This window comes from Kitasatospora sp. NPDC101108 (assembly GCF_055584725.1).
Window position 1 is genome coordinate 89,133 of the sequence record NZ_JBVJLM010000019.1, and the last position, 24,676, is coordinate 113,808.

Here is a 24,676-nt window from a genome sequence, read left to right on the forward strand (position 1 = left end):
GGCCTTTCCGGCGGGGCTCCCCCAACTCACTACAGCCGTAGTTTACGGCCCACTACATGTGTAGTAGCGTGCTGGAGCAGTGGCCACTACAGCTGTAGTGGCCGGATCGTGTGAATCGCGCGAGAAGAGGACCCCTCATGCCTCCCACCGACCCGCACCGGGCGATCGTCATCGGCGGCGGAATCGGCGGCCTCACCGCCGCCCTCGCCCTCCACCGGCAGGGCATCCCCGTCACCGTCCACGAACGGGCCGCCTCGCTGGAACCCGTCGGCGCCGGACTCGCCCTCGCCCCCAACGCCCTGCGCGCCCTCGACCGGCTCGGCATCGGCCCCCGGCTGCGCGCCCTCGCCACCCCGCACCCCGCCATCGGCGTGCGCCACCCCTCCGGCCGCTGGCTCGCCCGCACCAGCACCGCCGCCGTCGAAGCCCACTTCGGCGATCCGATCGCCGCCGTCGCCCGCGCCGACGTCATCGCCGCGCTGGTCGACGCCCTCCCGGAGGGCACCGTCCGCACCGACTCCCCCGCCACGGTCATCGACCCGGGCGACGACCGGCGGCCCGCCGTCGTCCGCACCGCCGACGGGGACCGGCCCGCCCGGCTGGTCGTCGCCGCCGACGGCATCCGCTCCGCCACCCGCGGCCTGCTGTTCCCCGAACACCCCGGCCTCCGCTACAGCGGCTTCACCACCTGGCGCGTCATCGTCACCCCGGACCGCCGCCCGGCCGCCGCCGGCGAGGTCTGGGGCCCCGGCCGGCTCGCCGGGATCGTCCCGCTCGCCGACGGCCGGGTCTACGTCTACGGCGCGACCCTCGCCCCGGCCGGCGCCCGGGCCACCAGCGAACACACCGAGCTCCAGCGGCTGTTCGGCGACTGGTGCGCACCCGTCCCGCAGCTGTTCGCCCTCGCCGAGCCCGACCGGGTGCTCCGCAACGACGTCTGGGACCTCGCCGGCCCCCTGCCCGCCCACCACCTCGGCCGCGTCGCCCTCCTCGGCGACGCCGCCCACGCCATGTGTCCCTTCCTCGGTCAGGGCGCCTGCCAGGCCATCGAGGACGCCGTCGTCCTCGCCTCCCTCCTGACCCCCACCGCCGACCCGGCCACCGCCCTCCCCGCCTACACCGCCACCCGCCTCCCCCGCACCACCGCGGTCGTCACCGCCTCCCGCCGCACCGGCGCCCTCATCGCCCTCCGCTCCCCCGCCGCCACCCTCCTCCGCACCACCGCCCTCACCCTCGCCGGCCTCCTCCCCACCCCCACCCTCCTCCGCCGCTCCGCCACGATCTACAACTGGCGGCCCCCGGCGCTGTCGGGCGGCGCGTGAAGGCACGTCAACGGCACTTCCCACGGCGATCGGAAGGCCCGTCCGGTCGCGCCGGCTGCGGACCGCACCCGCGTGACCGGCCGGGCCCGCCGGGCCCGGGCGGGTGTCGGTGGGGGTTGGGAGGATGGGCGGCATGAGTGACTCCAGGCGGGCCATTGCCGACTACTGGGACGCCGCCGCGGCGGGGTTCGACGAGGAGCCGGATCACGGGTTGCGGGCGGCCGGGACGCGGGAGGCGTGGGCGCAGCGGGTGCGCGGCTGGGTTCCGGCGGGGGCGGTGGACGTGCTCGATGTCGGGTGCGGGACGGGCTCGTTGGCGGAGCTGGTCGCGGCGGGCGGGCACCGGGTGACCGGGGTGGATCTGGCGCCGCGGATGGTGGCGCGAGCCCGGTCGAAGCTGGCGGCGGCCGGGTTGGCGGGGCGGTTCCTGGTGGGGGACGCGGGCGCGCCGCCGGTGCGCGAGGGCGGTTTCGACGTACTCCTCTGCCGGCATCTGATCTGGACGCTGCCCGACCCGGAGCGGGCCCTGCGCGCCTGGGCGCGGCTGCTGCGGCCGGGCGGGCGGCTGGTGCTGGTCGAGGGGCGGTGGCGCGAGGCGGGTACGCAGGCGGAGCCGTACGTCGCCGGGGCGGAGCGGCTGCCGTGGGACGGCGGCGTCGGCGCGGAGCAACTCGCCGCTGCTGTGCGGCCGTTGGTCGCGCAGCTGCGGATCGAGCCGCTCAGCGGGGACGCCGCCCTGTGGGGCGGTCCGGTGGAGGACGAGCGCTACGCGCTGGTCGCGGACCTGTAGCGGGAGGTCACAAGCCGCTGCCGAAGGTGCCGTCGAGCGGGTCGCGGCCACGGTGCAGTGGTCGACGGTGGTCGACGAGTCCCGCACCTGGTGCGACCCCTGGTGCGACCGCGATTCAGTCGAAGAGGGACTCGGTGTCGCCGTGGGCGATGAGGAGCTTGCGCAGCAGGGTGTCGAGCTGGGCGCGTTCGTCGGCGTCGAGGGCGGTGAGGATCTGCTCCTCGTTGCGGAGGTGGCCGGGCAGGGCGGCGTCGATGAGCTCCTTGCCGGCCGGGGTGAGGCGAACCAGGACGGCGCGGCGGTCGGTGGGGCAGGGGTTGCGTTCGACCAGGCCCTTGGCGGACAGCTTGTCGACGCGGTTGGTGATGGCGCCGGAGGTGACCATGGCGGACTTGAGCAGGGCGCGGGCGTTGAGCTCGTAGGGCTCGCCGGAGCGGCGCAGGGTGGCGAGGACGTCGAACTCGGACGAGTCCAGCCCGCAGGTGAGGAAGTACTCGCGGAGGGCGGCGTCGACCCGGGCATTGAGCCGCCGGAGCCGGCCGATCAGGGCCATGGCCTCCAGGTCGAGGCCCGGGTCGACCCTCCGCCACTGCTCGGCGATGTCGTCGACGGTGTCGCGCTGCTGCATGACCTGCATCTCCCTCTCGATGGCGGCCCGGTACAGATATCTTAACATTCACATACTTGACGTTCGCCGATCTCGGCCGGTAGAAATATCTCAACGTTCAGATAGTCAACGTTGAGGGGATCGGGATCACCATGGACCGCAAGCGCGCAGGCATCGCCGCCACCGCCGCACTCGCCCCGGCCGCCTGGGGCACCACCTACCTGGTGACCACCCAGCTGCTGCCCGAGGGCCGTCCGCTGCTGCTCGCCGCACTGCGCGCGCTGCCCGCCGGGCTGCTCCTGCTGATGATCGGCCGCACACTGCCCAAGGGGCGCTGGTGGGGGCGCGCGGCGGTGCTCGGGATGCTCAACATCGGGCTGTTCTTCCCGCTCACCTTCGTCGGCGCCTACCGCCTGCCCGGCGGCGTCGCGGCCACCATCGGGGCGATCCAGCCGCTGCTGGTCGCCGGGTTCTCGATCGGGGTGCTCCGGGTACGGCCCGGGCGCCGGGCGCTGCTCGCCGGGCTGGCCGGGGTCGGCGGGGTGGCGCTGCTGGTGCTCAAGAGCGGGGCGAAGCTGGACGGCGTCGGGATCGCCGCGATGGTCACCGCGATCGGCCTGATGGCCATGGGCACCGTCCTCACCCGCCGCTGGGGCCGGCCCGAGGGGGCCACCATGGTCGACCTCACCGCGTGGCAGTTGCTCGCCGGCTCGCTCTTCCTGGTCCCGCTCGCGGCGCTGGTCGAGGGCGCGCCGCCGGCGCTGAGCGCCTCCAACCTGGCGGGCTTCGCCTACCTCGGGCTGTTCAGCACCGCGCTCGGGTACGTGCTGTGGTTCCGCGGCATCGACCGGCTCGGCGCCGGGCCGGCGTCCTTCCTGGGGCTGATCAACCCGGTGGTGGCCACCGTCGGCGGCCTGGTCGTACTCGGCCAGACGCTCACCCTGTGGCAGGTGCTGGGCCTGGTGCTGGCGCTCGGTGCCATGCTCGCCGGCCAGGCCCCGGCCCGTCGGAGCGCCACGACGAGCCCGGCGCCCGCACCGGCCCCCGGCCTCACCCCGGCAGCCACCCGCTGACCATCACGCCTGCGCCCCGCCGACCGGTGGTCGGCGGGGCGCAGGCTTGTCGCAGGTGGGCTTCCCCGGCCCCGCCCCGCCCCGCCCCGGCAACGGCGCCGGCGGCGGGCCGCGCGGTCAGCCGGTGGCGCGGACGTAGATGTCGGCGGCGCCGGAGAGGCCGCCGGGGATCGTCGCGACGTAGATGCGCCGGGTGCTGGGAGCGTGGGTGGGGACGGCGGACGGGGTCGCGGTGAGCACCGGGGTGGGGGACGGGGTCGGGGTCGGGGTCGGGGTCGGGGTCGGGCTGGGCGTGCCGCCCTCGGAGGCGTCGTTCTCGGCCTGGTCTGCGCCGGGGGTGTCTCCCGCGCCGTCCGGGTCGGCCTCGACCGGCGTCGGCTCCGCCGCGATCGCGACGGGCGCGACGGAAGCAGAGCAAGCAGAGGAAGCAGAGGAACCGGAGGAAGCAGAGGAAGCAGCAGGCGTGTCCGGCGCGGAGGGCACTGCGGGCACTGCGGGCGCCGCGGGCACGGCCGGCGTAGAGGGCGCACTCGGCCCCGAGGAGGAAGCGGAGGAGGACGGAGCGGAGGAAGGAGCGGAGGGCGAAGCCGGCTCCTCCGGCAGCTCCGGCGCCTCGGCCGGCTCGTCGCCCCCGAGGGCGGCGGCGAGGTCCGGCGGCAGCGGCGCGGCGGGCCCGGGCTCGGGCAGACCGTAGGTGTGCAGGAAGTCGTCCAGGCCCGGTTCCTTTCCGCCGCCGAGCCGGTAGTGCAGGTAGGCGACGGGCGCGCCGTCCGAGGTGCGGGTGAAGACGGCGCCGACCGGGACGTAGTAGCGCCCGGCGCCGGGGTGCTGGGAGGGGTGGAGGCCGGCCAGGCGTTCGGCGCGGTCGCGGTCGGTCTCCCGGCCGCCGACCCCTCCGACGGTGAGCGCGTTGACGCCGCGCACCACCAGGGCGGCGGCGACGGACACGCACAGCACCAGTCCGACGGCGACGGTGCGTCGCAGGACCGGGCGGCCGTGCAGGGCCGGCCACGAGTCGGTGACCATGCGCTCGGGTGGGATGCCGTCCACGGTTGTCTCGCTCCCCCGTATCGATCAGGACGCCCGACCGGACCCGCCGGTCAGGGCGTCGCACTGTGCTCGACGTGGGACGCTAGCGGAGAGTTCCTCAGCCCAGGTAGGCGGGGGCGACGGCAGCCTTGGTGACCGGCCGGGCGGCACCCGAGCCGTCCGCCGGGACGGTCCACAGGTCGGCGCCGTAGTCCCCGGGCAGCGCGTAGAGCAGGGTGCCGTCGTCGGACCAGAGCGCCTGGTCGTCGATGTTGCGCTGTTCGGCGGTGGCGGTCTCCGTCCCGGTCGCGAGGTCCAGTACGTACAGCCGCCAGGGGGCGTCGGGCGACAGGCCGGGGACGCGCTTCTTGTAGGCGACGCGGGTGCCGTCCGGGGAGAGGGAGGGGCACTCGACGTTGTCGTGCAGGGTGGTGAGGGTGCGGGCGGCGAGGTCGCCGCGGACGAGGTGGGTCTGGCCGGAGGTGGCGAGGGTGGCGTAGAAGGTGTTGTCGTCGGCGAAGGTGACGCCCCAGATGTTGACGTCGTGCGCCTGGTACGGGTGGCCGTCCTTGACGACGGCGAAGTCCTCCAGGTTCTCCCGCAGGTTCCAGTCGCGCACGTCCACGATCGAGGTGCGGGTGGAGAAGTCGGTGCCCGCGTAGGAGTCGCCGCTGACGAAGACCGTCCAGGCGGCGAGGTGCCCGGACGGGGAGACCCGGGCGCGGGTGGGGATGCCCGCGGCGGGGAACGAGCGCCGTTCGCGAAGGTGGTCGTCGAGGACGACGGCGCGGTAGGTGTCCCCCAGCGCGCCGTGCTCCGCCTGGAGGCAGATTCCGGTGCCGGCGGCGGCGTGGAAGCGCAGGCACTGGGTGCCGGAGGCGGTGCGCGGGCCGTCGGGGTGGTCGGCGGAGACGGTGGTGATCTCGTCCCGGTGCGGGCCCCAGGCCATGTTGCGGAAGAGCAACTGGCGGCCGTTCGAAGGGACTTGGAGCGATACGTTCCCGGCGGTGACGGCCGGGCCGCCGGACTGGGCCTGGTTCCGGCGGGCGGTGCGGTCGGCCGCGTGGAGGACGGCCCCGGTGCCGACGGCGCCGAGCACCAGGACGGCGACCAGCAGCACGATCACCCTGGTGCGGTTGTTCTGCAGGTTCACACGCCCTCCTCGGCGGCGACGGCGACGGTCCCGGACGTACGCAGCACCACCGCCGCGCCGGCCACGCACAGCGCCAGCGCCCCCGCCGACCAGGCGAGCGCGGCCGGGCCGCCCACGGCGCTCCACAGCGCGCCGAACAGCAGGGAGCAGGCGAAGCGGGCCAGCGCCTGCCCGGTGCCGACCAGGGCGAGCCCGGCGCCGCGCTGCTCGGCGGGTACGGCGTCGGCCGCCGCGGCGGCGAGCACGCCGTCGGTGGCGGCGTAGAACGAGCCGTGCAGTACCAGCACGCAGAGCACCGCGGGCAGTCCGCGCAGCGGTGAGAGCAGCAGTCCGTACGCGAGCAGCAGCACCCCGTGCCCGAGCAGGAAGAGCCGGCGGCGGCCGATCCGGTCGGCGAGCGCCCCGAGCGGGACGGCGAGCAGCAGAAAGGCGGCCGCGGTGCCGAGCGGCAGCAGCGGGAACAGGTTGACGGACAGGCCGAGCCGGCGCTGGATCAGCAGGTAGAGGAAGGAGTCGCTGACGGTGGTGAGCCCGAGCAGCACCGCGCAGCCGGTGAGCCGGCGCAGTCCGGGCAGGCGCAGCAGGGTGAGGCTGCTGCGCAACGAGGGAGCATGACTTGACGAATCGTCACCCTCCTGCCGGCTGGGCACGAACAGCAGCAGGATCAGCACGCCCAGTGCGGCGACGCAGGCGCTGACGGTGAACACCGCGTCGTAGCCGTGCCGTTCGCCGCCGTCGGCGAGCATCGGGCCGCCGGCCAGGCGCAGCACCAGGAAGGCGGTGAGCGGGCCGAGCAGGGCGCCGGCCGTGTCCATCGCCCGGTGTACGCCGAACGCCCGTCCGCGGTGGGCGGGTTCGGTGGCCAGCGAGATCATCGCGTCCCGGGGCGCGGTGCGCAGGCCCTTGCCGGTGCGGTCGACGGCGATGACGGCGCCGATCAGCGGCACGGTGTGGACCAACAGCAGCAGCGGCCGGCACAGCGCGGACAGCCCGTAGCCGACGGCCGCGACGGCCTTGTGCCGGGCGGCGCCGTCGCGGCCGCGGCGGTCGGCGAGGTGGCCGCCGACGAGCCGGACCAGCGCGCTGAAGCCGTTCTGGATGCCGTCGAGCAGCCCGAAGCCGAGCGGGGAGAGGCCGAGTCCGGTGAGCAGGTAGAGCGGGAGCACGGCGTTGACCATCTCGGAGGAGATGTCGGTGACCATGCTGACGGCGCCGAGGGCGAGGACCGCTCCCGGCACGGCGCGCAGGGCGGCGCCCCGCCGCACCTGGCCGGCGGCCGGTGCGACGGGGGCCTTGGAGCTGCGGGAGTCCGCGACGTACACGGGCGTCAGTTCCAGATGCCGGTGATGTCGGTGGCGTTGGCGGAGTTGCCGGCGTGGGCGTTGACGCCGGCCAGGTCCTCCAGGGTGTGGAGCACGTCGTAGTGGTTGTAGGTGGTGGCGGTGGAGCTGCCGGGGGCGACGTGGGCGCCGTAGACCAGGGTCGGGATGCGGTTGCCGGCAAAGCGGTTGTCCTCGTCGAAGGTCACCACCAGCAGGCTGTTGTTGCTCTTGGCCCACTGGGCGTACGCGTCGAGGTTGGACTGGAGCCAGGAGTCGCCGGTGCCCACCGAGCAGTCGTGCATGTCGTCGCACAGGTCCGGGATGACGAAGGAGACCTTGGGCAGGGTGGTGAAGTCGGTCGGGAACGCGTCCATGCCGTAGGCGCTGGAGGTGGGCACGTTGCCGAAGCCGAACCACGGGTTGTGCTTCTGGGCGTAGTTGCCACTGCTGCAGTCGGTGGCGCCGACGGCGGGCAGGCCCTCGTTGTAGCTGGCCCAGGTCTGGTTGGCGGCGAGCAGCTCGGAGGCCAGGTTGGGCTGCTGCAGCGCGCCGACGTCCACGCAGCTGTCGTCGACGACGCCCTGCGAGCTGCCGGAGAACAGCATGTAGTAGTTGGGCTGGCTGGGGTGGGTGAGCGCGTACGACTGGGTCAGCGTCGCGCCGCCGGCGGCCAGGGTGCCGTTGATGTACGGCGCCCTGGAGCTGCCGATGACCTGCGAGTAGGCGTGGTTCTCCAGCATGACGACGACGACGTGGTCGGGCGAGGGCAGGCCGGCCGCGGTGTCGGCGGCCGCGCTGCCGCCCGCGGCCCACAGGCCGAGCGAGCCGGCGACCAGACCGAGGCCGGTGGCGAGGGCGGTGATCGGGCGGAGCCTGCGGCGACGGGCGGGGCGCGGGCCGGCGGTGGGGGCGGGGGTGCCGGGGGTGCGGAGTCGTGCGAAGGCCATGGGGTCCTCCGGGTGTCGGGGCTTCCGGGGCGGGAGCGCCGAGAACAGTAGGATCGCCGCGTGTCGTGTACCGCACAAGAGAGGTGAAGAACAGAAGAACAGCTACGAGGCGGTTGCGGTACGGAGCAACTCGGCGCCGCGTCGGATGTCACACGCGCCGCGATTGACCCCTTTCGACCGCACGTGGTGGGATCACGGGGGCCCGTCAGCGTAGGGCCGGGGACGGCAAGGAGTGCGGTACGTGATCGGACTGGTCGCCATCTACGGGCCGGGCCGCCCGCTGGCCGACGAACTGCAGGCCCTCTGGCCGGAGAGCAGCCACGTCTACCGGGCCTCGCGCGGCAACTGCTTCCAGGCACCGGAGGCGATGCAGTTCGCCCTCAACCAGCACCGGCAGGTGATCGCCGTCGGCTCGCTCGCCACCGTCGTCCGGCTGCTGACCGACGGCGTCGACGTCCCGCGCGGCGCCGAGGTGCTCTGCGTGGATCCGGGACGGCGCTGGGTGATCCCGCTGAGCCTCGCCGACTCGGCCGAGGAACTGGCCCGGGAGGTGGCGGCCGCCCTCGGGGTCACCCCGGTGTTCACCAGCTCGCTGCCCGCCCCCGGGAACCCGCTCGACGTCCTGACCCCGCACGCCGTGCGCCACTACCGGGCCGGCGCCGATGCCGCCGCACAGGCGACGGCGGACGGACGTCCCGTCCGGCTGGTCACCGAGGTGCCGTACCCGCTGCCCGCGCTGCCCCCGAACGTCCGGCCGGACGCGCCCGGGGACGCCCCGGTCCTGCGGGTCACCGACCGGGAGGACCCGGACGGCGACGACCTGCTGGTCGTCCCGCGCACCTTGGTCGTCGGCATCGGTGCGGGCAGCGGCACCGACGCGGCCGAGGCCATGCGGCTGCTGATGGACGTGCTCAAGGAGACCGGGTACCTGCGCTCGGCCATCGCCCGGGTGGCCACCGTGGCGGGCAAGGCGGACCACCCGGCGGTGCGCTGGGCCGCGCGCTGCCTGAACGTGCCGGTGGAGGAGCATCCGGCGGAGGAGCTGGCGCGGCTCACGGTGCCGAACCCGTCGGACGCCGTCGGCACGGCGGTCGGCACGGCGAGCGTCGCCGAGGCGGCGGCACTGGCCAGCGCCGACAGCGGCCACGGCGGCGGCCAACTCGTCGTCCCCAAGCGGAAGTCGGCGACGGCCACGGTGGCCATCGCCCGGGCCGCGGTGCGCGGACGGCTGGCGCTGGTCGGCCTCGGGCCCGGGGCGCACGACCTGCTGGTGCCGCGCGCACTGGAGGAACTGCGGCGCGCCTCGGCGGTGGTGGGCCGGCCGGAGGCGGTCGAGGCGGTGGCCGCGCTGCTCCGGCCGGGGACGCGACAGGTCGCGGTCCCGGAGCCCGGGTCGATCCGGAGCACTCGCGGAGTGGTGCTGGACTGGGCCGGAGTGGCGACGGACGGCACCGGACAGGTCGTCGACCACATCGGGGCGGCCGTCACCCTGGCCGCACACGGCCACGCCGTGGCCCTGGTCGCGCTCGGCGACGGCGCGGGGCTCACCGTGCCGCCCGGGCCGTACGACGTCCTGCGGGTGCCCGGGTTGCCGGAGGCTTCCGCATGACCGCCCAGGAGACGACCGCCCGGGAGACGACCGCCCACGAGGCGACCGCGCACGAGCCCGACCTGCGCCACCACGGCGACGCCGAGGTACGGGCGGACGGGCGCGGCCTGGTCGACCTCGCCGTCAACGTCCGCACCGGCACGCCCCCGACCTGGCTGCGCGAACGCCTGGCCGCCACCCTCGGCGACCTCGCCGCCTACCCCGACCAGACCGCCGCCCGAGCCGCGGTGGCCGCCCGGCACGGGCGTCCGGTCGAGGAGGTGCTGCTCACCTCCGGCGCGGCGGAGGCCTTCGTCCTGCTCGCACGGATTCTGACTCCTCGTCACATCATTGTCGTGCACCCGCAGTTCACCGAGCCGGAGGCGGCCCTACGGGACGCCGGCCACCGGGTGCACCGGGCGCTGCTCTCCCCCGGGGACGGCTTCCGGCTGGGCACCGTCCCCGAGGAGGCGGACCTGGTCGTCCTCGGCAACCCGACCAACCCGACCTCCGTCCTGCACCCCGCCGAGGCCGTCGCCGCGCTCGCCCGGCCCGGGCGCACCCTGGTGGTGGACGAGGCGTTCATGGACACCGTGCCCGGCGAGCGGGAGTCCCTCGCCCCGGTCCGGGACCTGCCCGGCCGGGTCGTGGTGCTGCGCAGCCTCACCAAGACCTGGGGCCTGGCCGGGCTGCGGATCGGCTACGTGCTCGGGCCGGCGCCGCTGATCGCCGCCCTCGGCGCCGCGCAGCCGCTCTGGCCGGTCTCCACCCCGGCCCTGGTCGCCGCCGAGGTGTGCAGCGGTCCGTCGGCGCTGGCCGAGGCGGAGCGGGCGGCCGCCGAACTCGCCCTCCGGCGCGCGTACTTGGTGAAGGGACTGGCCGCCTTCCCGGCGCTGCGAATGTACGGGGAACCGGCCGCCTCCTTCGTCCTGGTCCGGCTGCCGGACGCGGCCACCGTCCGCGAGCGGCTGCGCGAGCACGGCTTCGCCGTCCGGCGCGGGGACACCTTCCCAGGCCTCGGCGAGGAATGGCTGCGGATCGCCGTGCGGGACGAGGAGACCACCGACCGCTTCCTCAACGCCCTGGAGGCCGTGCTCGGTCCAGCCTGACCTCGGCGCCGGGCTCGATCCGGCCGGGCGCCAGCACCTGCGCGTACACCCCCGCGCAGGGCAGCGCCGGCATCCCCTCCAGCGGGACCAGCCGGTTGCGCTCGGCCGGCACCCGCAGCGCCTCCGCCCGGCGGGGCAGCGGGCCGTGCCGCAGGGTGGGGACGGCGCAGCGCGGGGTGGGCGCCACGATACGCAGCCGCAGCGTCTCCCCGACGGCCAGCTCCCGCCCCACCCAGGCGTTCTCGACGAACCCCTCGCCCCCGGTGCAGAGCACCAGGTTGGGCCGGTAGCGCTCGGCCTCGACGCCGACGGCGCGCAGCGTGGCGTCGGTGATCAGGTGCACGGGCGCGAAGTCGAAGAAGCCGCCCTCCGGTGCGGCCCGCCCCAACTCGTTGACCGTCACCGGCACTTCGGCCTCGATCCCGCGCGCCAGCACCTCCTCCGGCACGGCTCGCTCGACCGCCGCACCGGGCGGGCGCTCGGTGATCAGGGCGAGCTTGCGGCCGAGCGCCCCGGACAGCTCCGCCTCGTCCGCGGCCCGCCCGTCCGGACCGGTGATCGCCACCCCGCCGTCCGCGGTGGCCGCCGCCGAGTACCGCAGCAGGGCCGCCCACAGCCGGGGGTGCTTCGCGCTGGCCACCCGCCCGGTCGCCAGGTCCAGCAGCGCACGCTCACGGTCCCCGGCCACCCCGCGCCCGGACACCTCCGCCGCCGACAGCTCCTCCCCCAGCAGCGACTTGACCGGGTAGCGGCGCAGCCGCTCCACATGACCGATCAGCACGGCGCGTCCTCCGCCCACTCGCGCAGCGCCGCGAAGTGCAGCTCGTGCAGCCCCGCCCGGGGGTCGACCCACAGCGGCAGCGCCTCTCCCGGATGGTTCGCCGCGATCCACTCGATGTCCTGCGGCCCCAACTCGTCGTCCAGCCAGACGAAGGGCCGCCCGTCCGCCCAGGCGACCAGGTCCCTGGTCTTCCAGTGCAGCCCGTCCGGGTCCTCTGCGAACATCTCCGTCCAGGGGATGTACGGGAGTTGGGGCAGCCCGACCCGCGGGGCTATCAGGCTGTTCGCCTCGTCCATCCAGGTGGTCGCCCACACCAGCTGGTACGGCAGCGCCAGCAGCGCCGACCCGTGCGCCGGGTTCAGCCACACCCGCAGCGGCTCGACCTGCTCCCGCGGCAGCGGCGCGTGCCGCGCCACCCAGGACTCCGGCAGCAGCCGATGGGTCCCGTACCCCTCCGGGCACCGACTGTCCGGAGCGGCATAGGGATTGAGCGGTCCGTCCACGTCGAGCAGGAGCAGCGGTCGCCCGGTCATGCGGCGGCCGCCCAGTCCCGCAGGGTCGCGAAGTCCTCTGCCCGCAGGCCGTTGCGGGGGTTGACGTGCAGCACCAGCGCCGGACCGGGGTGGTTCACCTCGATCCACTCGGCGTCCTGCGGCCCCAGTTCGTCGTCGACCCAGACGAACGGCCGCCCCTCCGCCCAGGCGACCACGTCCCTGGTCTTCCAGTGCAACCCGTCCGGGTCCTCCCCGAACATCTCCGTCCAGCGGATGTACGGGAGTTCGGGCAGTCCGAGGTTCGGCCCGATGTGGGTGTTCGCCTCCTCCATCCACCCGGTCGCCCACACCAGCTCGTACGGCAGCGCCAGCAGCTCCACCCCGTGCGCCGGGTTCAGCCACACCCGCAGCGGCTTCGCCTCCCCCTCCGCCCGCCGCGCCTGCCGCTCCGCCCACCACGTGGGCATCAGCTCATGGCTGCGGTACCCGGCCGGCCGCCGCAGCCTCGGCGCGGCATAGGGATTGAGCGGTCCGTCCACGTCGAGCAGGAGCAGCGGCTGTCGGGTCATGCCGTGAATTGTCCGGTGGACAACCGGGATTGACCAGCGATTTGACGGAGCCGCAACGCCCGCCCGCAGGCCCTTCCCAACGGCCGCAGGCCCTCCCCCGGTGGGGGAGGGCCTGCGGGCGACGTGTGCCTCGGGGGCGGATCAGACCTGGCCGGCCTTCTCCAGGGCCTCGCAGCAGGTGTTGATCAGGAGGCGGGTGACGACGTAGGGGTCGACGTTGGCGTTCGGGCGGCGGTCCTCGATGTAGCCCTTCTTCTCCACCTCGACCTGCCACGGGATGCGGACCGAGGCACCGCGGTCGGAGACGCCGTAGCTGTAGACGTTCCACGGGGCGGTCTCGTGCTTGCCGGTCAGGCGGGACTGGATGTCGTCACCGTACTGGTTGACGTGCTCCAGCACCTTCTCCTGGGAGGCGCCGAGCGACTCGCAGGCGGTGATGATGGCGTCGTAGCCCTCGCGCATCGCCTTGGTGGAGAAGTTGGTGTGCGCACCCGCGCCGTTCCAGTCGCCACGCGCCGGCTTGGCGTCCAGGGTGGCGTCGATGCCGAACTCCTCGGCGGTGCGGTAGAGCAGGTAGCGGGCGATCCACAGGTCGTCCGAGACGGTCAGCGCGTCGACCGGGCCGATCTGGAACTCCCACTGGCCGGGCATGACCTCGGCGTTGATGCCGCAGATCGCCAGGCCGGCGTCGATGCAGCGGTCCAGGTGCAGCTCGACGATCTCGCGGCCGAAGACCTCCTCGGCGCCGACACCGCAGTAGTAGCCGCCCTGCGGGGCCGGGTAGCCGCCCTCCGGGAAGCCGAGCGGACGGGAGCCCTTGAAGAAGGTGTACTCCTGCTCGATGCCGAAGATCGACTCCTGAGCGGCGTACTTCTCGGCGACCTCGCGCAGCAGGGCGCGGGTGTTGGACTCGTGCGGGGTACCGTCCGTCTCCAGGACCTCGCAGAGGACCAGGATGTTGTCGCCGCCGCGGATCGGGTCCTTGACGACCTTCACCGGCTCCAGCACGCGGTCCGAGGCGTGGCCCTCGGCCTGGTTGGTCGAGGAACCGTCGAAGCCCCAGGTCGGGATCTTGTCGGCGTTCGGCAGGACGCGAGTCTTGGAACGGAGCTTCGCGGTCGGCTTGGTGCCGTCGATCCAGATGTACTCGGCCTTGATTGCCACGGCTGGTCCCTCGCATTGCTGGGTGGTGGGTGCCCGCGTAGCGTCGCAAGCGGCCGTTTCCCGGTTGTTCCTCTCGTGTAACGCGCATGTGAACCAACCGTCCGCGTTGGCACGGTCACGGTGCGGGAGTGCCGGGCGCGGCACCCCGCACCGCTCCGGGTGGCCGGGCGCGGCCCGCGGGAGTGCTCAGTGCCGGCGGGCGTGCGCGGCCCGGCGGCGCCGGGTGGCCCACAGCGCGGCCGCGCCGCCCGCGACCAGGGCGGCGGCCCCGGCGGCCAGCGGGCCGGTCGCGCTGCTGCCGCCGGTGCTGGCGAGCGCCTCGGGCTTCCCGGTCCGCTCCACCGCCGCCTGGGGCACCGCGGCCCGCGAGGTGGTGGTGTCGGCGACCGGCTGGGCGCTGGGCGCCGTGCTCGGGGTGTCCGTGGGGGCGGGAGCGGCGGGCTTCTCGCAGCTCACCGAGGCGACGGTGACCGTGCCGGTGACCTTGGCGACGTTCAGGTTCAGCGGGTTCACCTCCACCTGCACCTCCAGGGCCGAGGCGGCGGCGGTGGTCGTGGTCGTGGTCTTCTTGGAGAACTCCACCGCCACGCTGCCAACCAGCGGCACGTCCACCTTGGTCGGGCCGTACAGCCCGACGGTGACGGGCTTGCCCAGCACGGTCAGCTTGGCGGGCGCGATCACGTTCGCGGTCGGCTGCCCGTCGACCGGACAGGTGACCTCGGCGCTCATCGCCTCCAGGCCGAGCAGCGCGGTGGCGGGCAGGCCGGGGGCGTGCACGTCGGCGTTGACCAGCTTGACGGAGGCGGCGGTGCCCTTGGCGTCGGAGCGGGTGACGGACTTGCCGACATCGGCCTTGACCAGTTCGACCGGGCCGCGCTGGTCGACGCCGTCCACCTTGGCGGTGAGGACGGAGCCGTCCCTCTGCGCGGGTGTCTCCACCTTGTTGAGCGCGATGTCCACCGGGACGTCGACGGCGTTGTTCAACAGCTTGACGTCCAGGGCGACTTCGGCGGTGACGGCACGTGCCTTGCCCGGAGAGGAGGCGCCCGGCGAGGAGGCGCCCGACGAGGAGGCGCCCGACGAGGAGGCACCCGACGAGGAGGCACCCGACGAGGAGGCACCCGACGAAGGAGCGGCCTGGACGGGCCCGGCGGTGAGCAGTGTGCACGCCACCGTGGCGGCGGCAGCAGAAACGATTCGACGAGAAGACATGGCGGGACCCCCACACAGATGAAACGATGAGCCGCCAGTCTTCTCGAACAATCCGTCACATGAGCACCACGGAATGTCATTTCACCCGTTGGAGTGAGTTTGACGTTCCGCACTGACCCCGATCTGCTACGGGCTAGCGCGGCGGCGCCCGGACGCGCCAACTCGCCTACGGCAGACGCCAGTCCACCGGCTGCGCCCCCTGCCGCACCAGCAGCTCGTTCGCCCGGCTGAACGGCCGCGAGCCGAAGAAGCCGCTACTGGCCGAGTACGGGCTCGGGTGCGCCGACTCGATCGCCGGGACGTCCCCGAGCAGCGGCCGCAGGTTGCGGGCGTCACGGCCCCACAGGATCGCCACCAGCGGGCCGCCGCGCGCCACCAGCGCCCGGATCGCCTGCTCGGTGACCTCCTCCCAGCCCTTGCCCCGGTGCGCGGCGGGCTTGCGCGGGGCGGTGGTCAGCGCCCGGTTGAGCAGCAGCACCCCCTGCTTCGTCCACGGGGTGAGGTCTCCGTTGGACGGCTGCGGCAGGCCGAGGTCGTTGCCGTACTCCTGGAAGATGTTGATCAGGCTCGCCGGGATCGGCCGCACCTCCGGCCCCACCGAGAAGCTGAGCCCGACGGCGTGGCCGGGGGTCGGGTAGGGGTCCTGCCCGACGATCAGCACCCGCACGTCGGCGAGGGGCTGCTGGAAGGCCCGCAGCACGTTCGGCCCGGAGGGCAGGTAGGTACGGCCTGCGGCGATCTCGGCGCGCAGGAAGTCGCCCATCGCGGCGACCCGTCCGGCGACGGGCTCCAGGGCTGCGGCCCAACCGGGCTCGACGATCTCATTCAGTGGACGCGGTGCCATGGGCGTCACCCTATCGGCCGATACCGACAGGGCGTCACCACGCACGATCACGCGCCCGACCAGGGCGGACGCTCACCCCACCGGCCGCCCCCGCAGCACCACCAGGCGCGGGTCCGCCAGCACCCGGACGTCCGCCCGGGGGTCCTCCCCGTACACCACGAAGTCGGCCGGCGCGCCCTCCTCCAGCCCCGGCCGCCCGAGCCACGCCCGCGCTCCCCAACTCGCCGCCGACAGCGCCTCGGCCGGGCTCAGCCCCGCCCTCACCAGCTCCGCCACCTCGTCCGCGACCAGCCCGTGCGCCAGCGAGCCGCCCGCGTCCGTGCCGACGAACACCGGGATGCCCGCGTCGTGCGCGGCGCCGACGGTGTCGTAGCGCCGCTCGTGCAGCCGCCGCATGTGCGCCGACCAGGCCGGGAACTTGGCCTCCCCGCCGGCCGCCAGCTGCGGGAAGGTGGCGATGTTGACCAGCGTCGGGACGATGGCCACACCACGCTCGGCGAAGACCGGGATCAGTTCCTCGGTCAGTCCGGTGGCGTGCTCGACGCAGTCGATCCCGGCCGCCAGCAGGTCCGGCAGCGACTCGGCCGCGAAGCAGTGCGCGGTGACCCGCGCACCCTCCTCGTGCGCCGCCGCGATCGCCTCGGCCAGCGCGTCGCCCGGCCAGCAGGCGGCGAGGTCGCCGCGCTCCCGGTCGATCCAGTCGCCGACCAGTTTCACCCAGCCGTCGCCGCGCCGGGCCTCGGCCCGCACGTACGCGGCGAGGTCGCCGGGCTCGATCTCGTGGGCGTAGTTGCGGATGTAGCGGCGGGTGCGGGCGATGTGCCGGCCGGCCCGGATGATCCGGGGCAGGTCCTCGCGCTCGTCGATCCAGCGGGTGTCGGCGGCCGAGCCGGCGTCGCGGATCAGCAGGGTGCCGGCGTCACGGTCGGTGAGCGCCTGCTTCTCACTGGTCTCGGCGTCCACCGCGCCGTGCGCGTCCAGTCCGACATGGCAGTGCGCGTCCACCAGACCGGGCAGCACCCAGCCGGTGACCGTCCGGACGTCCCCGGCGGTCGTCGGGCGGGTGAAGCTCACCCGGCCGTCCACCACCCAGAGTTCGTCCCGGACCTCCTCCGGACCGACCAGCACCCGTCCCCGGACGTGCAGCACCGCGCCATCACTCATGGCCGCACTCTACCGACGGGCGCGTTCCGTGTAAGCAGCGAGAATGCGGCAGACTCGTTGCCGCACCCACCACCCCTGCGGCGAAAGGCATCGAAACCGTGAGCGAGCGCAGAGAGCGAACCGTCAAGAGGGGCGCGTGGGCGGATGCCCCTGCCGAGCGGAGCGAGGCGGGCGCATGAGCGAGCGCAGCGAGCGAATCATCAAGAGGCGCGCGTGGGCGAATGCCCCTGCCGAGCGGAGCGAGGCGGGCGCATGAGCGAGCGCAGCGAGCGAATCATCAAAAGGCGCGCGTGGGCGAATGCCCCTGCCGAGCGGAGCGAGGCGGGCGCATGAGTCCCTTCCTCGACCTCCCCCCGCTCAGCGCCGCCGGGTTCGCGGCGATCGAGGACCAGGTGGCCGCGCTGCTGCACACCGAGGCCGATGTGATCGTCACCCAGGGTGAGGCCCTGCTCCCGCTGGAGGCCGCGATCCGTGGCGCCGCCCACCCCGGCTCCACCGCGCTCAACATCGTCACCGGCCCGTACGGGCAGACCTTCGGCAACTGGCTGCGCTCCTGCGGCGCCACCGTCGTCGACCTCGCCGTGCCCTTCGACAGCGCGGTGAGCGCCGGGCAGGTGGCCGAGGCACTCGAAAGCCACCCCGAGATCGACTTCGTCTCCCTGGTGCACGCCGAGGCCGCCACCGGCAACACCAACCCGGTCGCCGAGATCGCCGCCGTGGTCCGCGAGCACGGCGCACTGCTGATGCTCGACGCGGTCGCCTCGGTCGCCGCCGAGCCGCTGCTCACCGACGAGTGGGGCATCGACCTGTGCGTGATCGGCGGCCAGAAGGCGATGGGCGGCCCGGCCGGGGTCTCCGCCGTGTCCGTCTCCGAGCGCGCCTGGGAGCGGATCGCCGCCAACCCGGCCGCCCCGCGCCGCTCCTACCTGTCCCTGCTCGACTGGAAGGAGCGCTGGACCGACGCCGGCCGCACCGTACTCCCGCACGCCCCGGCCCAGTTGGAGATGCTCGCGCTCGGCGCCTGCATGGACCGGATCGCCGCCGACGGCCTGCCCGCCGTGATCGCCCGCCACCGCGCCGCCTCCGCCGCCACCCGGGCCGGCGTGCGCGCCCTCGGCACGCTCAGCCCGTACGTCCACGAGGACGCCCACGCGGCCCCGGTCGCCACCACCCTGCGCACCCCGGCCGGCCTGCACGCGGCCGAACTCGCCGCCACCCTCGACCCGGCGCTGCCGATCCAGCCCGGCGGCGGCGCGCTGGCGGCCGAGATGCTGCGGGTCAACCACTACGGCCGGGCAGCCTCGCTGGACACCGTCCGCACCTGCCTGACCACGCTCGCCGACGCGACGAAGGCCGACGCCGCGCCGGCCCTGGCGGCCGCCGAGGCGGCCTGGGCGGCGACCGTCTGAGACGGGATTCCGAGACGGAACTCTGAGACGGGATTTCCGAGACGGAACTCCGGGACGGAAGTCCGGGACGACGAACGGCCCCGGTCGGCAGACCGGGGCCACTTCCGTACCGGTGACTCAGTGCCCGCCCGCGTCCACCACCTCGACGCCCCGGATGTTCCGCTCGATCTCCTCCGCCGGCAGGGCCACCGCGAGGGCCCAGTAGTAGATGATCAGCGAGAACACCACCACGACCCCGATGTCCCACCACAGCGGCAGGTTCCCCTGGGCGCCCACCCCGAAGGTCCCCTGCCAGGAGATGATCCCCATCCCGACGAGGTAGACGGGCAGCCACTGCCCCGCCTTGAAGTCCATCCGCGGAGCGTTCGGCACCCCCTTCGAGGCGGCGTACACCGAATACCCGCCGAGCAGCAGGTACCCGATGACGATCGCCAGCCCGAGGCGCCACAGGGTGTCCCAGCCGGCCCAGTAGATGACCAGGCTCGCCACCACGAAGGCGATCGGCGAGATGATCGTGCCGCCGGGCAGGTGGTACGAGCGCTCCATCCCCGGCAGCCGCTTGCGCAGCACCCCGAAGGCCAGCGGTGCGCCCGCGTACATCAGCACGACGGCCGAGGTGATGAAGCCGACCAGCTTCTGCCAGCTCGGGAACGGCAGGAAGCAGACCACGCCGGCGACCCAGGCGATCAGCAGGCCGAGCCAGGGCACCGAATTGCGGTCGGTGTACTGCAGGGCCTGCGGCGCGTAGCCGTTGCGGCTGAGGCCGTAGGTGACCCGCGAGCTGGAGGTGATGTAGACCAGCCCGGTGCCGGCGGGCGAGATCACCGCGTCGATGAACAGGACCGTCGCCAGCCAGCCCAGGCCGATCAGTGTCGCGAGGCCCGCGAACGGGCCGCTGATGCCGGGGTAGGTGAGCTTGCTCCAGCCCCCCGCGATGGTCTCCGCCGGCAGCGCGCCGATGAACACCACCTGGAGCATCAGGTAGATGACCGTGCCGATCACCACCGAGCCGAGCACCGCCCGGGGGATGTCCTTGCGGGGGTTGCGGCTCTCCCCCGCCCACTGGATGGCCTGCTCGAAGCCGAGCAGGGCGAAGATCACGCCGCTGCTGCTGATCGCCGCCAGCACGCCCTTGGAGCCGTCCGGCGCGAAGCCGTGGACGGTGAAGTTGGAGCCGTGGAACTCGGTGAGCCCGAGCGCGAAGATCGCCAGGATCGGGACCGCGACCTTCCAGACGGTGGCGGCGCTGTTGGTGTGGGCGAGCAGGCGGACACCGAGGAAGTTGATCGCGACGAACACACCCATCAACGCGGCCGCGACCACGAATCCCGTCGCGGTCAGCGTCAGGTCCTTGTTCAGGAAGCCGTCCGCCCAGGACCAGTGCTGGGCGTAGTTGATCATCGCCTGCACCTCGATCGGCGCGATGGTCGCCGCCTGGAGCCAGGTGAACCAGCCGAACGACATCCCGGCGAAGCCGCCGAAGGCGTAGTGGGGGTAGCGCGCGGTGCCGCCGGCGACCGGGAACAGCCCGCCGAGCTCCGCGTGGATCAGCGCCAGCAGGATGATCGCCACCGCGCCGATGCCCCAGGAGAGCAGGGCGGCGGGCCCGGCCGCCACCGCGGCCTTCTGCGCCCCGAACAGCCAGCCGGACCCGATGATCGCACCGACCGACGCCCAGAGCAGCCCGGCGAGGCCGACCTCACGCTTCAGCCCGCTGTGCCCCGTGGGGGGCGATGAGGTGGTACCGGGATGGGCCATGGCACAGCCGCCTCTCGTGTCGGGGGAGGGAGATCCACCCCGACAGTGCCGCAGCCGAGGCTGGACCCTCCGCCCCGAAACACCCTCCGACCAGCCCCCTCACCCGAACGGTCGCAGGGTTTAGAGCATGTGGGCCCGCCCCGAGAGCCCTCGGGGCGGGCCCGTCACCCATTCGCTCAGACGGCCCCGAATTCCCCGGTTCGGACGGCGGAGACGAAGGCCGACCAAGCGTCAGCAGGGAAGACGAGGGACGGGCCCGAGGGGTCCTTCGAGTCACGGACGGGGACGACGCCGGAGGCGACCGAGTTCCCCGCTACCTCCACACAGTCGCCGCCGTTGCTGCTGTACGAAGATTTGAACCACACGGGTTCATCCGCAGTCACGGTAGTTCCTCCCTCAGCCGTTTGATCAGGGCCACGGACTCAGCTTGCGAGAGCACGAGAGCCTGAAGCTGATAGTAGGCCGTGAGTACTGGCAGCACTGCGCCACTGTCCTGCTCCAAGTGCCCCTGCTGCGCCGATTCGGCATAGGAGACCAGGGACCGGTCGGGAAGGGTGAGGATGTTCACCGGCAGGTCGAACGACCGGTCTTCCCCTATGGCGTAAGGAGCCACCTGGAGCATCGTGTTGGGCATCCCAGCGAACTCAACAAGCTGATCCAGCTGGGCAGCCATGACCGCGGGGCCGCCGACCGGCCGACGAATGCAGCTCTCGTCCAGGACAACGTGGATCAACGGCGAAGGCTCTCGACGCAGGTTGGCCTGTCGACGCGCAAGGTAGGCCACTCGTTCATCCGCCTGACTCTGCGTGATGCTGCCTCGGCGCACCGCTCCCGCCGCGATGGCTGTTGCGTAGTCCGCGCTTTGAAGCAGACCCGGCACGATCCCGAGTGTGAACAGCCTCAGCTCCACGGCCTTCGACTCCCGCGCCACATACTGCGGGAACCCTTCGAGGAGTGCCGAGGTCTTGATGTCGAGGGCCCTGCGGACGAACACGCGGTCCCACCCAAACGCCCTGTCAAGTTCGCGAGCCAGACGCGGCGTTGGGGGCCTCCGACCAGTTTCTACGGCCGACACGTGCGTCGCGGAGTAGCCGATGACTTGTGCCAGATCGTCCTGGGTCCACCCCCGTGCCTCTCGTGAAGTGCGGAGAAACACACCGAACTTCGCCGTCGGGCCCCCGTCGGGGTCGAGCTCGACCTTGTTCATGGACCGTGATCCCCACTCTTCGAGCAACTTTGACAGCTTGAAGACCCTCCGAGCATAGACCACAGTTGGCACCCCGGGTAGTCATCTCACTACTGAGAGGAGCGGGCCTTGAAGCTGCACCACATCCCGCCGGCCCCTTCGCCCCAGATCCCCACCGAGCGCTTCCAGGTGGTGATCTACCTGGCCAAACCCACCTCCACCTTCCCCGAGTTGGAGATGCGCACCTGCGAGAGCTACGCGCTCGCCCACAACTGGGCCGTCGCCCTCACCGTCCTGGACGACGAGACCGAGAAGCCCCCGGAGCAGCGTCCCCTGCTCCTCGCCGCGCTGCGGACCATCAGCGACCGGACCGCCGGAGCGATCCTCGCCCCCTCCAGAACCGCCATCTCCCCCATCGACGGCGAGTTCGACGAGTTCGCCGCCCAGGTCGAGAAGGCGGGCGGCTTCCTCCAGGTGGCCCCCCGGTGAACAGCCGCTACGGGATCGTTCCTGTCGACGCCCCCGGCGGGGCCGACTACCCGGTCTGGGTCATCCACGACCACCGGACCGGCCACCTGGTGAAGGCGCTCCCGCCCCGTCCCGAACCGCTCCGCTTCTACTCGTACGACCAGGCCGAGCGCTGGGTGAGCGCCAACGAGCGGACGCCCCCGCCCCCGGAGGTCGTCCCGCCCGGCGACCCCCGGTAGCGGTGCGGCCCCGACCTGCCGAGCAGGACGGGGCCGCACCGAGGGACCGCGCCGAGTCAGGCCCGTACCTCCGCGAGGTGGCGGAACTTGCGGGCGTCGTTGGCCAGGTCGTCCGTGTCGAGCGTGATGTCGTCGCCGTGCTCCAGGTAGACGGCCCACATGCTGCCGTCGACCCAGACGCAGAAGGCCATGTCCTGGGGCTTCCCCGCCTTCTTCATGCCGCCGGCGTGGCCGCACTTCATGACGCCGCCGCGCTCACCCGGGTCGACGGTGCGCACGTTCTCGACGTGGAAGCCGGTGGTCGACTCGGTGATCACCGTGTCGATCACCGCCGAGGGCGAGACGATGGGCAGCTCGCGGACGGTGACGGCGACGCTGCGCGACCTGTCCGAGGTCTGGTAGCCGGTGACCTTCGCGTCCCTGGCGACCGTCGACGGCTTGAAGAGCTGTGCTTCGGGGACGCGCGGCAGCCCCAGGAACTCCTCCGGCGGGCCGTAGCGGTACGCACGGAGGTCGGCCGTGTCGTGGGCGAAGGCAAGCGCGAGGGCGATGAAGGCGGCGAACCCGAGGGCGCCCAGGGTCAGCCAGAGCCGCTGGCGCGAGCCCGGCGGTGGGGGCGCGGTCGGAATGGGAGCGACGGGGGTCATGTCCACCAGGGCGTCGACGTCCTGGTGTGGATCTTGATCGGGCACCGGCATATCCGAGCAGCTCGAAGCCGTCGGCGCAAGGGATTTGACAGCGATCTCGACGGACCGTTCCCCGGACGTTCATCCGGTCGGCACGCGGAACTCACCGGGAAGCGGCAGGCTCCCAGCAAGAGGTGAAGTTGGCTATACAACTCATCCCAGAAGGAGACCCGTGACCGAGCTGCCGCCGTACTGGCTGCGCGACAACTGCCCCTGCGCCGGGTGCCGCGACCCGCGCAACGGGCAGAAGCTTTTCCAGATCGACGATCTGCCCGGGGACCTCGCGATCGCCGCACAGTGCGAGCTGGACGGGAACCTGGAGGTGCTCTGGTCGGACGGCCACCGCTCCCGCTACCCGCTCACCTGGCTGCACGACCCCGACGAAGGGGGCGACGGCCGCACCGATCAGGGCAAGCGGCTCTGGACCGCCGCCGACTTCTCGCGCGGCATCCCCGAGGCCGACTGGCAGGCCTACCTCACCGACCCCGCCGAGCAGGCCGCCGTCCTCGCCGCCGTACGGCGCAGCGGCTTCGCGCTGCTGCGCGGAGTACCCACCGTGGAGCGCCAGGTGCTGCGGGTGGCCGAGAGCTTCGGCTACGTCCGGGTCACCAACTACGGCGAGCTGTTCGACGTCCGGGTCGAGCCCGACCCGAACAACCTCGCGTTCACGAACAGGGCCATCGCCCCGCACACCGACAACCCCTACCGGGACCCGGTCCCCACCCTCCAGCTCCTGCACTGCCTGGAGAACTCGGCGACCGGCGGTGACTCCGGCCTGGTCGACGGCTTCAAGGCCGCCGCGATCCTCCGGGACGAGTGCCCCGAGGACTTCGCGACCCTCACCCGCACGCCCGTCCCCTTCGTCTTCCGCGACCGTCGTACCGAACTGCGCGCCGACCGTCCGCTGATCGACGTGGACCCGCTCGGCCGGATCCGCGAGGTCCGCTTCAACAACCGGTCGATCGGCACCCTGCGCGGAACCGACCGCGAGGCCTTCTACACCGCCTACCGCCGCCTCGCCGCGATCACCCTGCGCCCCGAGCTCCAGCTCACCTTCCGCCTGGACCCCGGCGACTGCCTGATCTTCGACAACACCCGCCTGCTGCACGCCCGCACCGCCTTCGAGCAGGACGGCCGCCGCCACCTCCAGGGCTGCTACGCCGACCTGGACGCCCTGCACAGCACCCTCACCGTCCTGGACCGCCGCGCCGCCGCCCTGGACGAGCTGGCCGAGCTGTTCGCGGGCGAGGGCGCCGGGGAGTACCTGGGCGAGGCGGTCACCATGGCCGAGCACATGCTCCAGGCCGCCGGCGCTGCCGAGGCGGCCGGGGCGCCGGACCATCTCGTCGCCGCCGCCCTGCTGCACGACGTCGGGCACTTCCACGGCGCCCTGCACGGACGCGACCTGATGCGGGGCGAGGACAACCGCCACAGCGACAGCGGCGCCGACTGGCTGGCCCGCTGGTTCGGCCCGGAGGTCACCGAGCCGGTCCGGCTGCACGTGGCCGCCAAGCGCTACCTCTGCGCCGTCGAGCCCGGCTACCGCGCCGAGCTCTCCCCCGCCTCCGAGTACACCCTCACCGTCCAGGGCGGCCCGATGGACGACCGCGAGGCCGCCGCCTTCGCCCGACTCCCGGGCGCGGGCGACGCGGTGGCCGTCCGTCGCTGGGACGAGCAGGCCAAGGAGCCGAACATGAGGACACCGGACTTCGACCACTACCGCCGGCTGCTCGCCTCGCTCATGAAGTGACCGTGCGCCCGG

General features: G+C 73.3%; 25 protein-coding genes. 9 read left to right on the top strand and 16 right to left on the bottom strand.

The window, feature by feature from the left end:
* Window positions 1-137 precede the first annotated feature (137 nt).
* Both ACZ6Z8_RS30950 and ACZ6Z8_RS30955 read left to right on the top strand, forming a co-directional pair.
* On the top strand, window positions 138-1,322 hold the full coding sequence (locus tag ACZ6Z8_RS30950) for an FAD-dependent monooxygenase (protein ID WP_465613344.1): 1,185 nt from the start codon (window positions 138-140) through the stop codon (window positions 1,320-1,322).
* A 133-nt stretch (window positions 1,323-1,455) separates the two neighbouring features.
* Window positions 1,456-2,112 (top strand): class I SAM-dependent methyltransferase, encoded by a 657-nt coding sequence (locus ACZ6Z8_RS30955; RefSeq protein ID WP_465613345.1) that lies wholly within the window; start codon window positions 1,456-1,458, stop codon window positions 2,110-2,112.
* Window positions 2,113-2,227: 115 nt separating this feature from the next.
* Here ACZ6Z8_RS30955 and ACZ6Z8_RS30960 read toward each other — a convergent pair whose 3' ends face one another.
* Window positions 2,228-2,788 (bottom strand): MarR family winged helix-turn-helix transcriptional regulator, encoded by a 561-nt coding sequence (locus tag ACZ6Z8_RS30960; protein WP_465613346.1) that lies wholly within the window; start codon window positions 2,786-2,788, stop codon window positions 2,228-2,230.
* 83 nt (window positions 2,789-2,871) lie between these two features.
* Here ACZ6Z8_RS30960 and ACZ6Z8_RS30965 point away from each other — a divergent pair, with 83 nt between their 5' ends.
* Window positions 2,872-3,792, top strand: coding sequence for an EamA family transporter (locus tag ACZ6Z8_RS30965; protein ID WP_465613347.1), 921 nt, complete (start codon window positions 2,872-2,874; stop codon window positions 3,790-3,792).
* A gap of 117 nt (window positions 3,793-3,909) precedes the next feature.
* On the opposite strand, the gene ACZ6Z8_RS30970 is transcribed toward ACZ6Z8_RS30965, so the two are convergent.
* The 4 genes from ACZ6Z8_RS30970 to ACZ6Z8_RS30985 all read right to left on the bottom strand — a co-directional run bounded on the left by ACZ6Z8_RS30970 (window position 3,910) and on the right by ACZ6Z8_RS30985 (window position 8,243).
* Entirely contained in the window at window positions 3,910-4,842 is a 933-nt protein-coding gene (locus ACZ6Z8_RS30970) for a hypothetical protein (protein ID WP_465613348.1), read from the bottom strand.
* A 97-nt stretch (window positions 4,843-4,939) separates the two neighbouring features.
* A complete protein-coding gene (locus tag ACZ6Z8_RS30975; protein WP_465613349.1) occupies window positions 4,940-5,974 on the bottom strand; it encodes a TolB-like translocation protein in 1,035 nt (344 codons plus the stop codon).
* The gene (locus tag ACZ6Z8_RS30980; protein WP_465613350.1) at window positions 5,971-7,296 is read right to left on the bottom strand and encodes an MFS transporter; all 1,326 of its coding nucleotides are present in this window, start codon (window positions 7,294-7,296) and stop codon (window positions 5,971-5,973) included. The genes ACZ6Z8_RS30975 and ACZ6Z8_RS30980 overlap by 4 nt, the downstream gene beginning before the upstream one ends.
* 5 nt (window positions 7,297-7,301) lie before the next feature.
* Window positions 7,302-8,243, bottom strand: coding sequence for an alkaline phosphatase family protein (locus ACZ6Z8_RS30985; protein ID WP_465613351.1), 942 nt, complete (start codon window positions 8,241-8,243; stop codon window positions 7,302-7,304).
* 241 nt (window positions 8,244-8,484) lie between these two features.
* Here ACZ6Z8_RS30985 and ACZ6Z8_RS30990 point away from each other — a divergent pair, with 241 nt between their 5' ends.
* A complete protein-coding gene (locus ACZ6Z8_RS30990; protein ID WP_465613352.1) occupies window positions 8,485-9,852 on the top strand; it encodes a cobalamin biosynthesis protein in 1,368 nt (455 codons plus the stop codon).
* Window positions 9,849-10,940 carry an Rv2231c family pyridoxal phosphate-dependent protein CobC gene (cobC, locus tag ACZ6Z8_RS30995; RefSeq protein ID WP_465613353.1) on the top strand — a complete coding sequence of 364 codons (1,092 nt, stop codon included), beginning with the start codon at window positions 9,849-9,851 and terminating at the stop codon, window positions 10,938-10,940. The genes ACZ6Z8_RS30990 and cobC overlap by 4 nt, the downstream gene beginning before the upstream one ends.
* Here cobC and ACZ6Z8_RS31000 read toward each other — a convergent pair.
* The 7 genes from ACZ6Z8_RS31000 to ACZ6Z8_RS31030 form a co-directional block, all read right to left on the bottom strand.
* Window positions 10,906-11,721: an MOSC domain-containing protein gene (locus tag ACZ6Z8_RS31000; RefSeq protein ID WP_465613354.1), complete on the bottom strand. Its 816-nt coding sequence runs from the start codon at window positions 11,719-11,721 to the stop codon at window positions 10,906-10,908. The two genes, cobC and ACZ6Z8_RS31000, sit on opposite strands and share 35 nt — an antisense overlap.
* Window positions 11,715-12,254: a hypothetical protein gene (locus ACZ6Z8_RS31005; protein WP_465613355.1), complete on the bottom strand. Its 540-nt coding sequence runs from the start codon at window positions 12,252-12,254 to the stop codon at window positions 11,715-11,717. The genes ACZ6Z8_RS31000 and ACZ6Z8_RS31005 overlap by 7 nt, the downstream gene beginning before the upstream one ends.
* Window positions 12,251-12,784 (bottom strand): hypothetical protein, encoded by a 534-nt coding sequence (locus tag ACZ6Z8_RS31010; protein ID WP_465613356.1) that lies wholly within the window; start codon window positions 12,782-12,784, stop codon window positions 12,251-12,253. Before ACZ6Z8_RS31010 ends, ACZ6Z8_RS31005 begins: the two co-directional genes overlap by 4 nt.
* 141 nt (window positions 12,785-12,925) lie before the next feature.
* Window positions 12,926-13,948 (bottom strand): glutamine synthetase, encoded by a 1,023-nt coding sequence (gene glnII, locus ACZ6Z8_RS31015; protein ID WP_465613357.1) that lies wholly within the window; start codon window positions 13,946-13,948, stop codon window positions 12,926-12,928.
* 186 nt (window positions 13,949-14,134) lie between these two features.
* Window positions 14,135-15,160 (bottom strand): SCO1860 family LAETG-anchored protein, encoded by a 1,026-nt coding sequence (locus ACZ6Z8_RS31020; RefSeq protein WP_465613358.1) that lies wholly within the window; start codon window positions 15,158-15,160, stop codon window positions 14,135-14,137.
* A 166-nt stretch (window positions 15,161-15,326) separates the two neighbouring features.
* The gene (locus tag ACZ6Z8_RS31025; RefSeq protein WP_465613359.1) at window positions 15,327-16,004 is read right to left on the bottom strand and encodes a uracil-DNA glycosylase; all 678 of its coding nucleotides are present in this window, start codon (window positions 16,002-16,004) and stop codon (window positions 15,327-15,329) included.
* Between the two features lie 72 nt (window positions 16,005-16,076).
* Window positions 16,077-17,168, bottom strand: coding sequence for an amidohydrolase family protein (locus ACZ6Z8_RS31030; RefSeq protein WP_465613360.1), 1,092 nt, complete (start codon window positions 17,166-17,168; stop codon window positions 16,077-16,079).
* A gap of 329 nt (window positions 17,169-17,497) precedes the next feature.
* Between ACZ6Z8_RS31030 and ACZ6Z8_RS31035 the strand changes: the two genes are divergently transcribed.
* A complete protein-coding gene (locus ACZ6Z8_RS31035) occupies window positions 17,498-18,577 on the top strand; it encodes a pyridoxal-phosphate-dependent aminotransferase family protein (protein ID WP_465613361.1) in 1,080 nt (359 codons plus the stop codon).
* Between the two features lie 117 nt (window positions 18,578-18,694).
* Here ACZ6Z8_RS31035 and ACZ6Z8_RS31040 read toward each other — a convergent pair whose 3' ends face one another.
* The 3 genes from ACZ6Z8_RS31040 to ACZ6Z8_RS31050 form a co-directional block, all read right to left on the bottom strand.
* On the bottom strand, window positions 18,695-20,335 hold the full coding sequence (locus ACZ6Z8_RS31040; protein WP_465613362.1) for an APC family permease: 1,641 nt from the start codon (window positions 20,333-20,335) through the stop codon (window positions 18,695-18,697).
* A 176-nt stretch (window positions 20,336-20,511) separates the two neighbouring features.
* Window positions 20,512-20,718, bottom strand: coding sequence for a DUF397 domain-containing protein (locus tag ACZ6Z8_RS31045; RefSeq protein WP_465613363.1), 207 nt, complete (start codon window positions 20,716-20,718; stop codon window positions 20,512-20,514).
* Window positions 20,715-21,542 carry a helix-turn-helix domain-containing protein gene (locus ACZ6Z8_RS31050; RefSeq protein ID WP_465613364.1) on the bottom strand — a complete coding sequence of 276 codons (828 nt, stop codon included), beginning with the start codon at window positions 21,540-21,542 and terminating at the stop codon, window positions 20,715-20,717. Before ACZ6Z8_RS31050 ends, ACZ6Z8_RS31045 begins: the two co-directional genes overlap by 4 nt.
* Before the next feature lie 108 nt (window positions 21,543-21,650).
* On the opposite strand from ACZ6Z8_RS31050, the gene ACZ6Z8_RS31055 reads away from it, so the two are divergent.
* A complete protein-coding gene (locus ACZ6Z8_RS31055) occupies window positions 21,651-22,010 on the top strand; it encodes a hypothetical protein (protein ID WP_465613365.1) in 360 nt (119 codons plus the stop codon).
* Window positions 22,007-22,228: a hypothetical protein gene (locus ACZ6Z8_RS31060; protein ID WP_465613366.1), complete on the top strand. Its 222-nt coding sequence runs from the start codon at window positions 22,007-22,009 to the stop codon at window positions 22,226-22,228. The genes ACZ6Z8_RS31055 and ACZ6Z8_RS31060 overlap by 4 nt, the downstream gene beginning before the upstream one ends.
* A 56-nt stretch (window positions 22,229-22,284) precedes the next feature.
* Here the strand turns inward: ACZ6Z8_RS31060 and ACZ6Z8_RS31065 are convergent, their stop codons facing one another.
* Window positions 22,285-22,920 (bottom strand): hypothetical protein, encoded by a 636-nt coding sequence (locus tag ACZ6Z8_RS31065; protein WP_465613367.1) that lies wholly within the window; start codon window positions 22,918-22,920, stop codon window positions 22,285-22,287.
* Window positions 22,921-23,086: 166 nt separating this feature from the next.
* On the opposite strand from ACZ6Z8_RS31065, the gene tmpA reads away from it, so the two are divergent.
* Window positions 23,087-24,664: a 2-trimethylaminoethylphosphonate dioxygenase gene (tmpA, locus tag ACZ6Z8_RS31070; protein WP_465613368.1), complete on the top strand. Its 1,578-nt coding sequence runs from the start codon at window positions 23,087-23,089 to the stop codon at window positions 24,662-24,664.
* The last annotated feature ends 12 nt before the right edge of the window (window positions 24,665-24,676 follow it).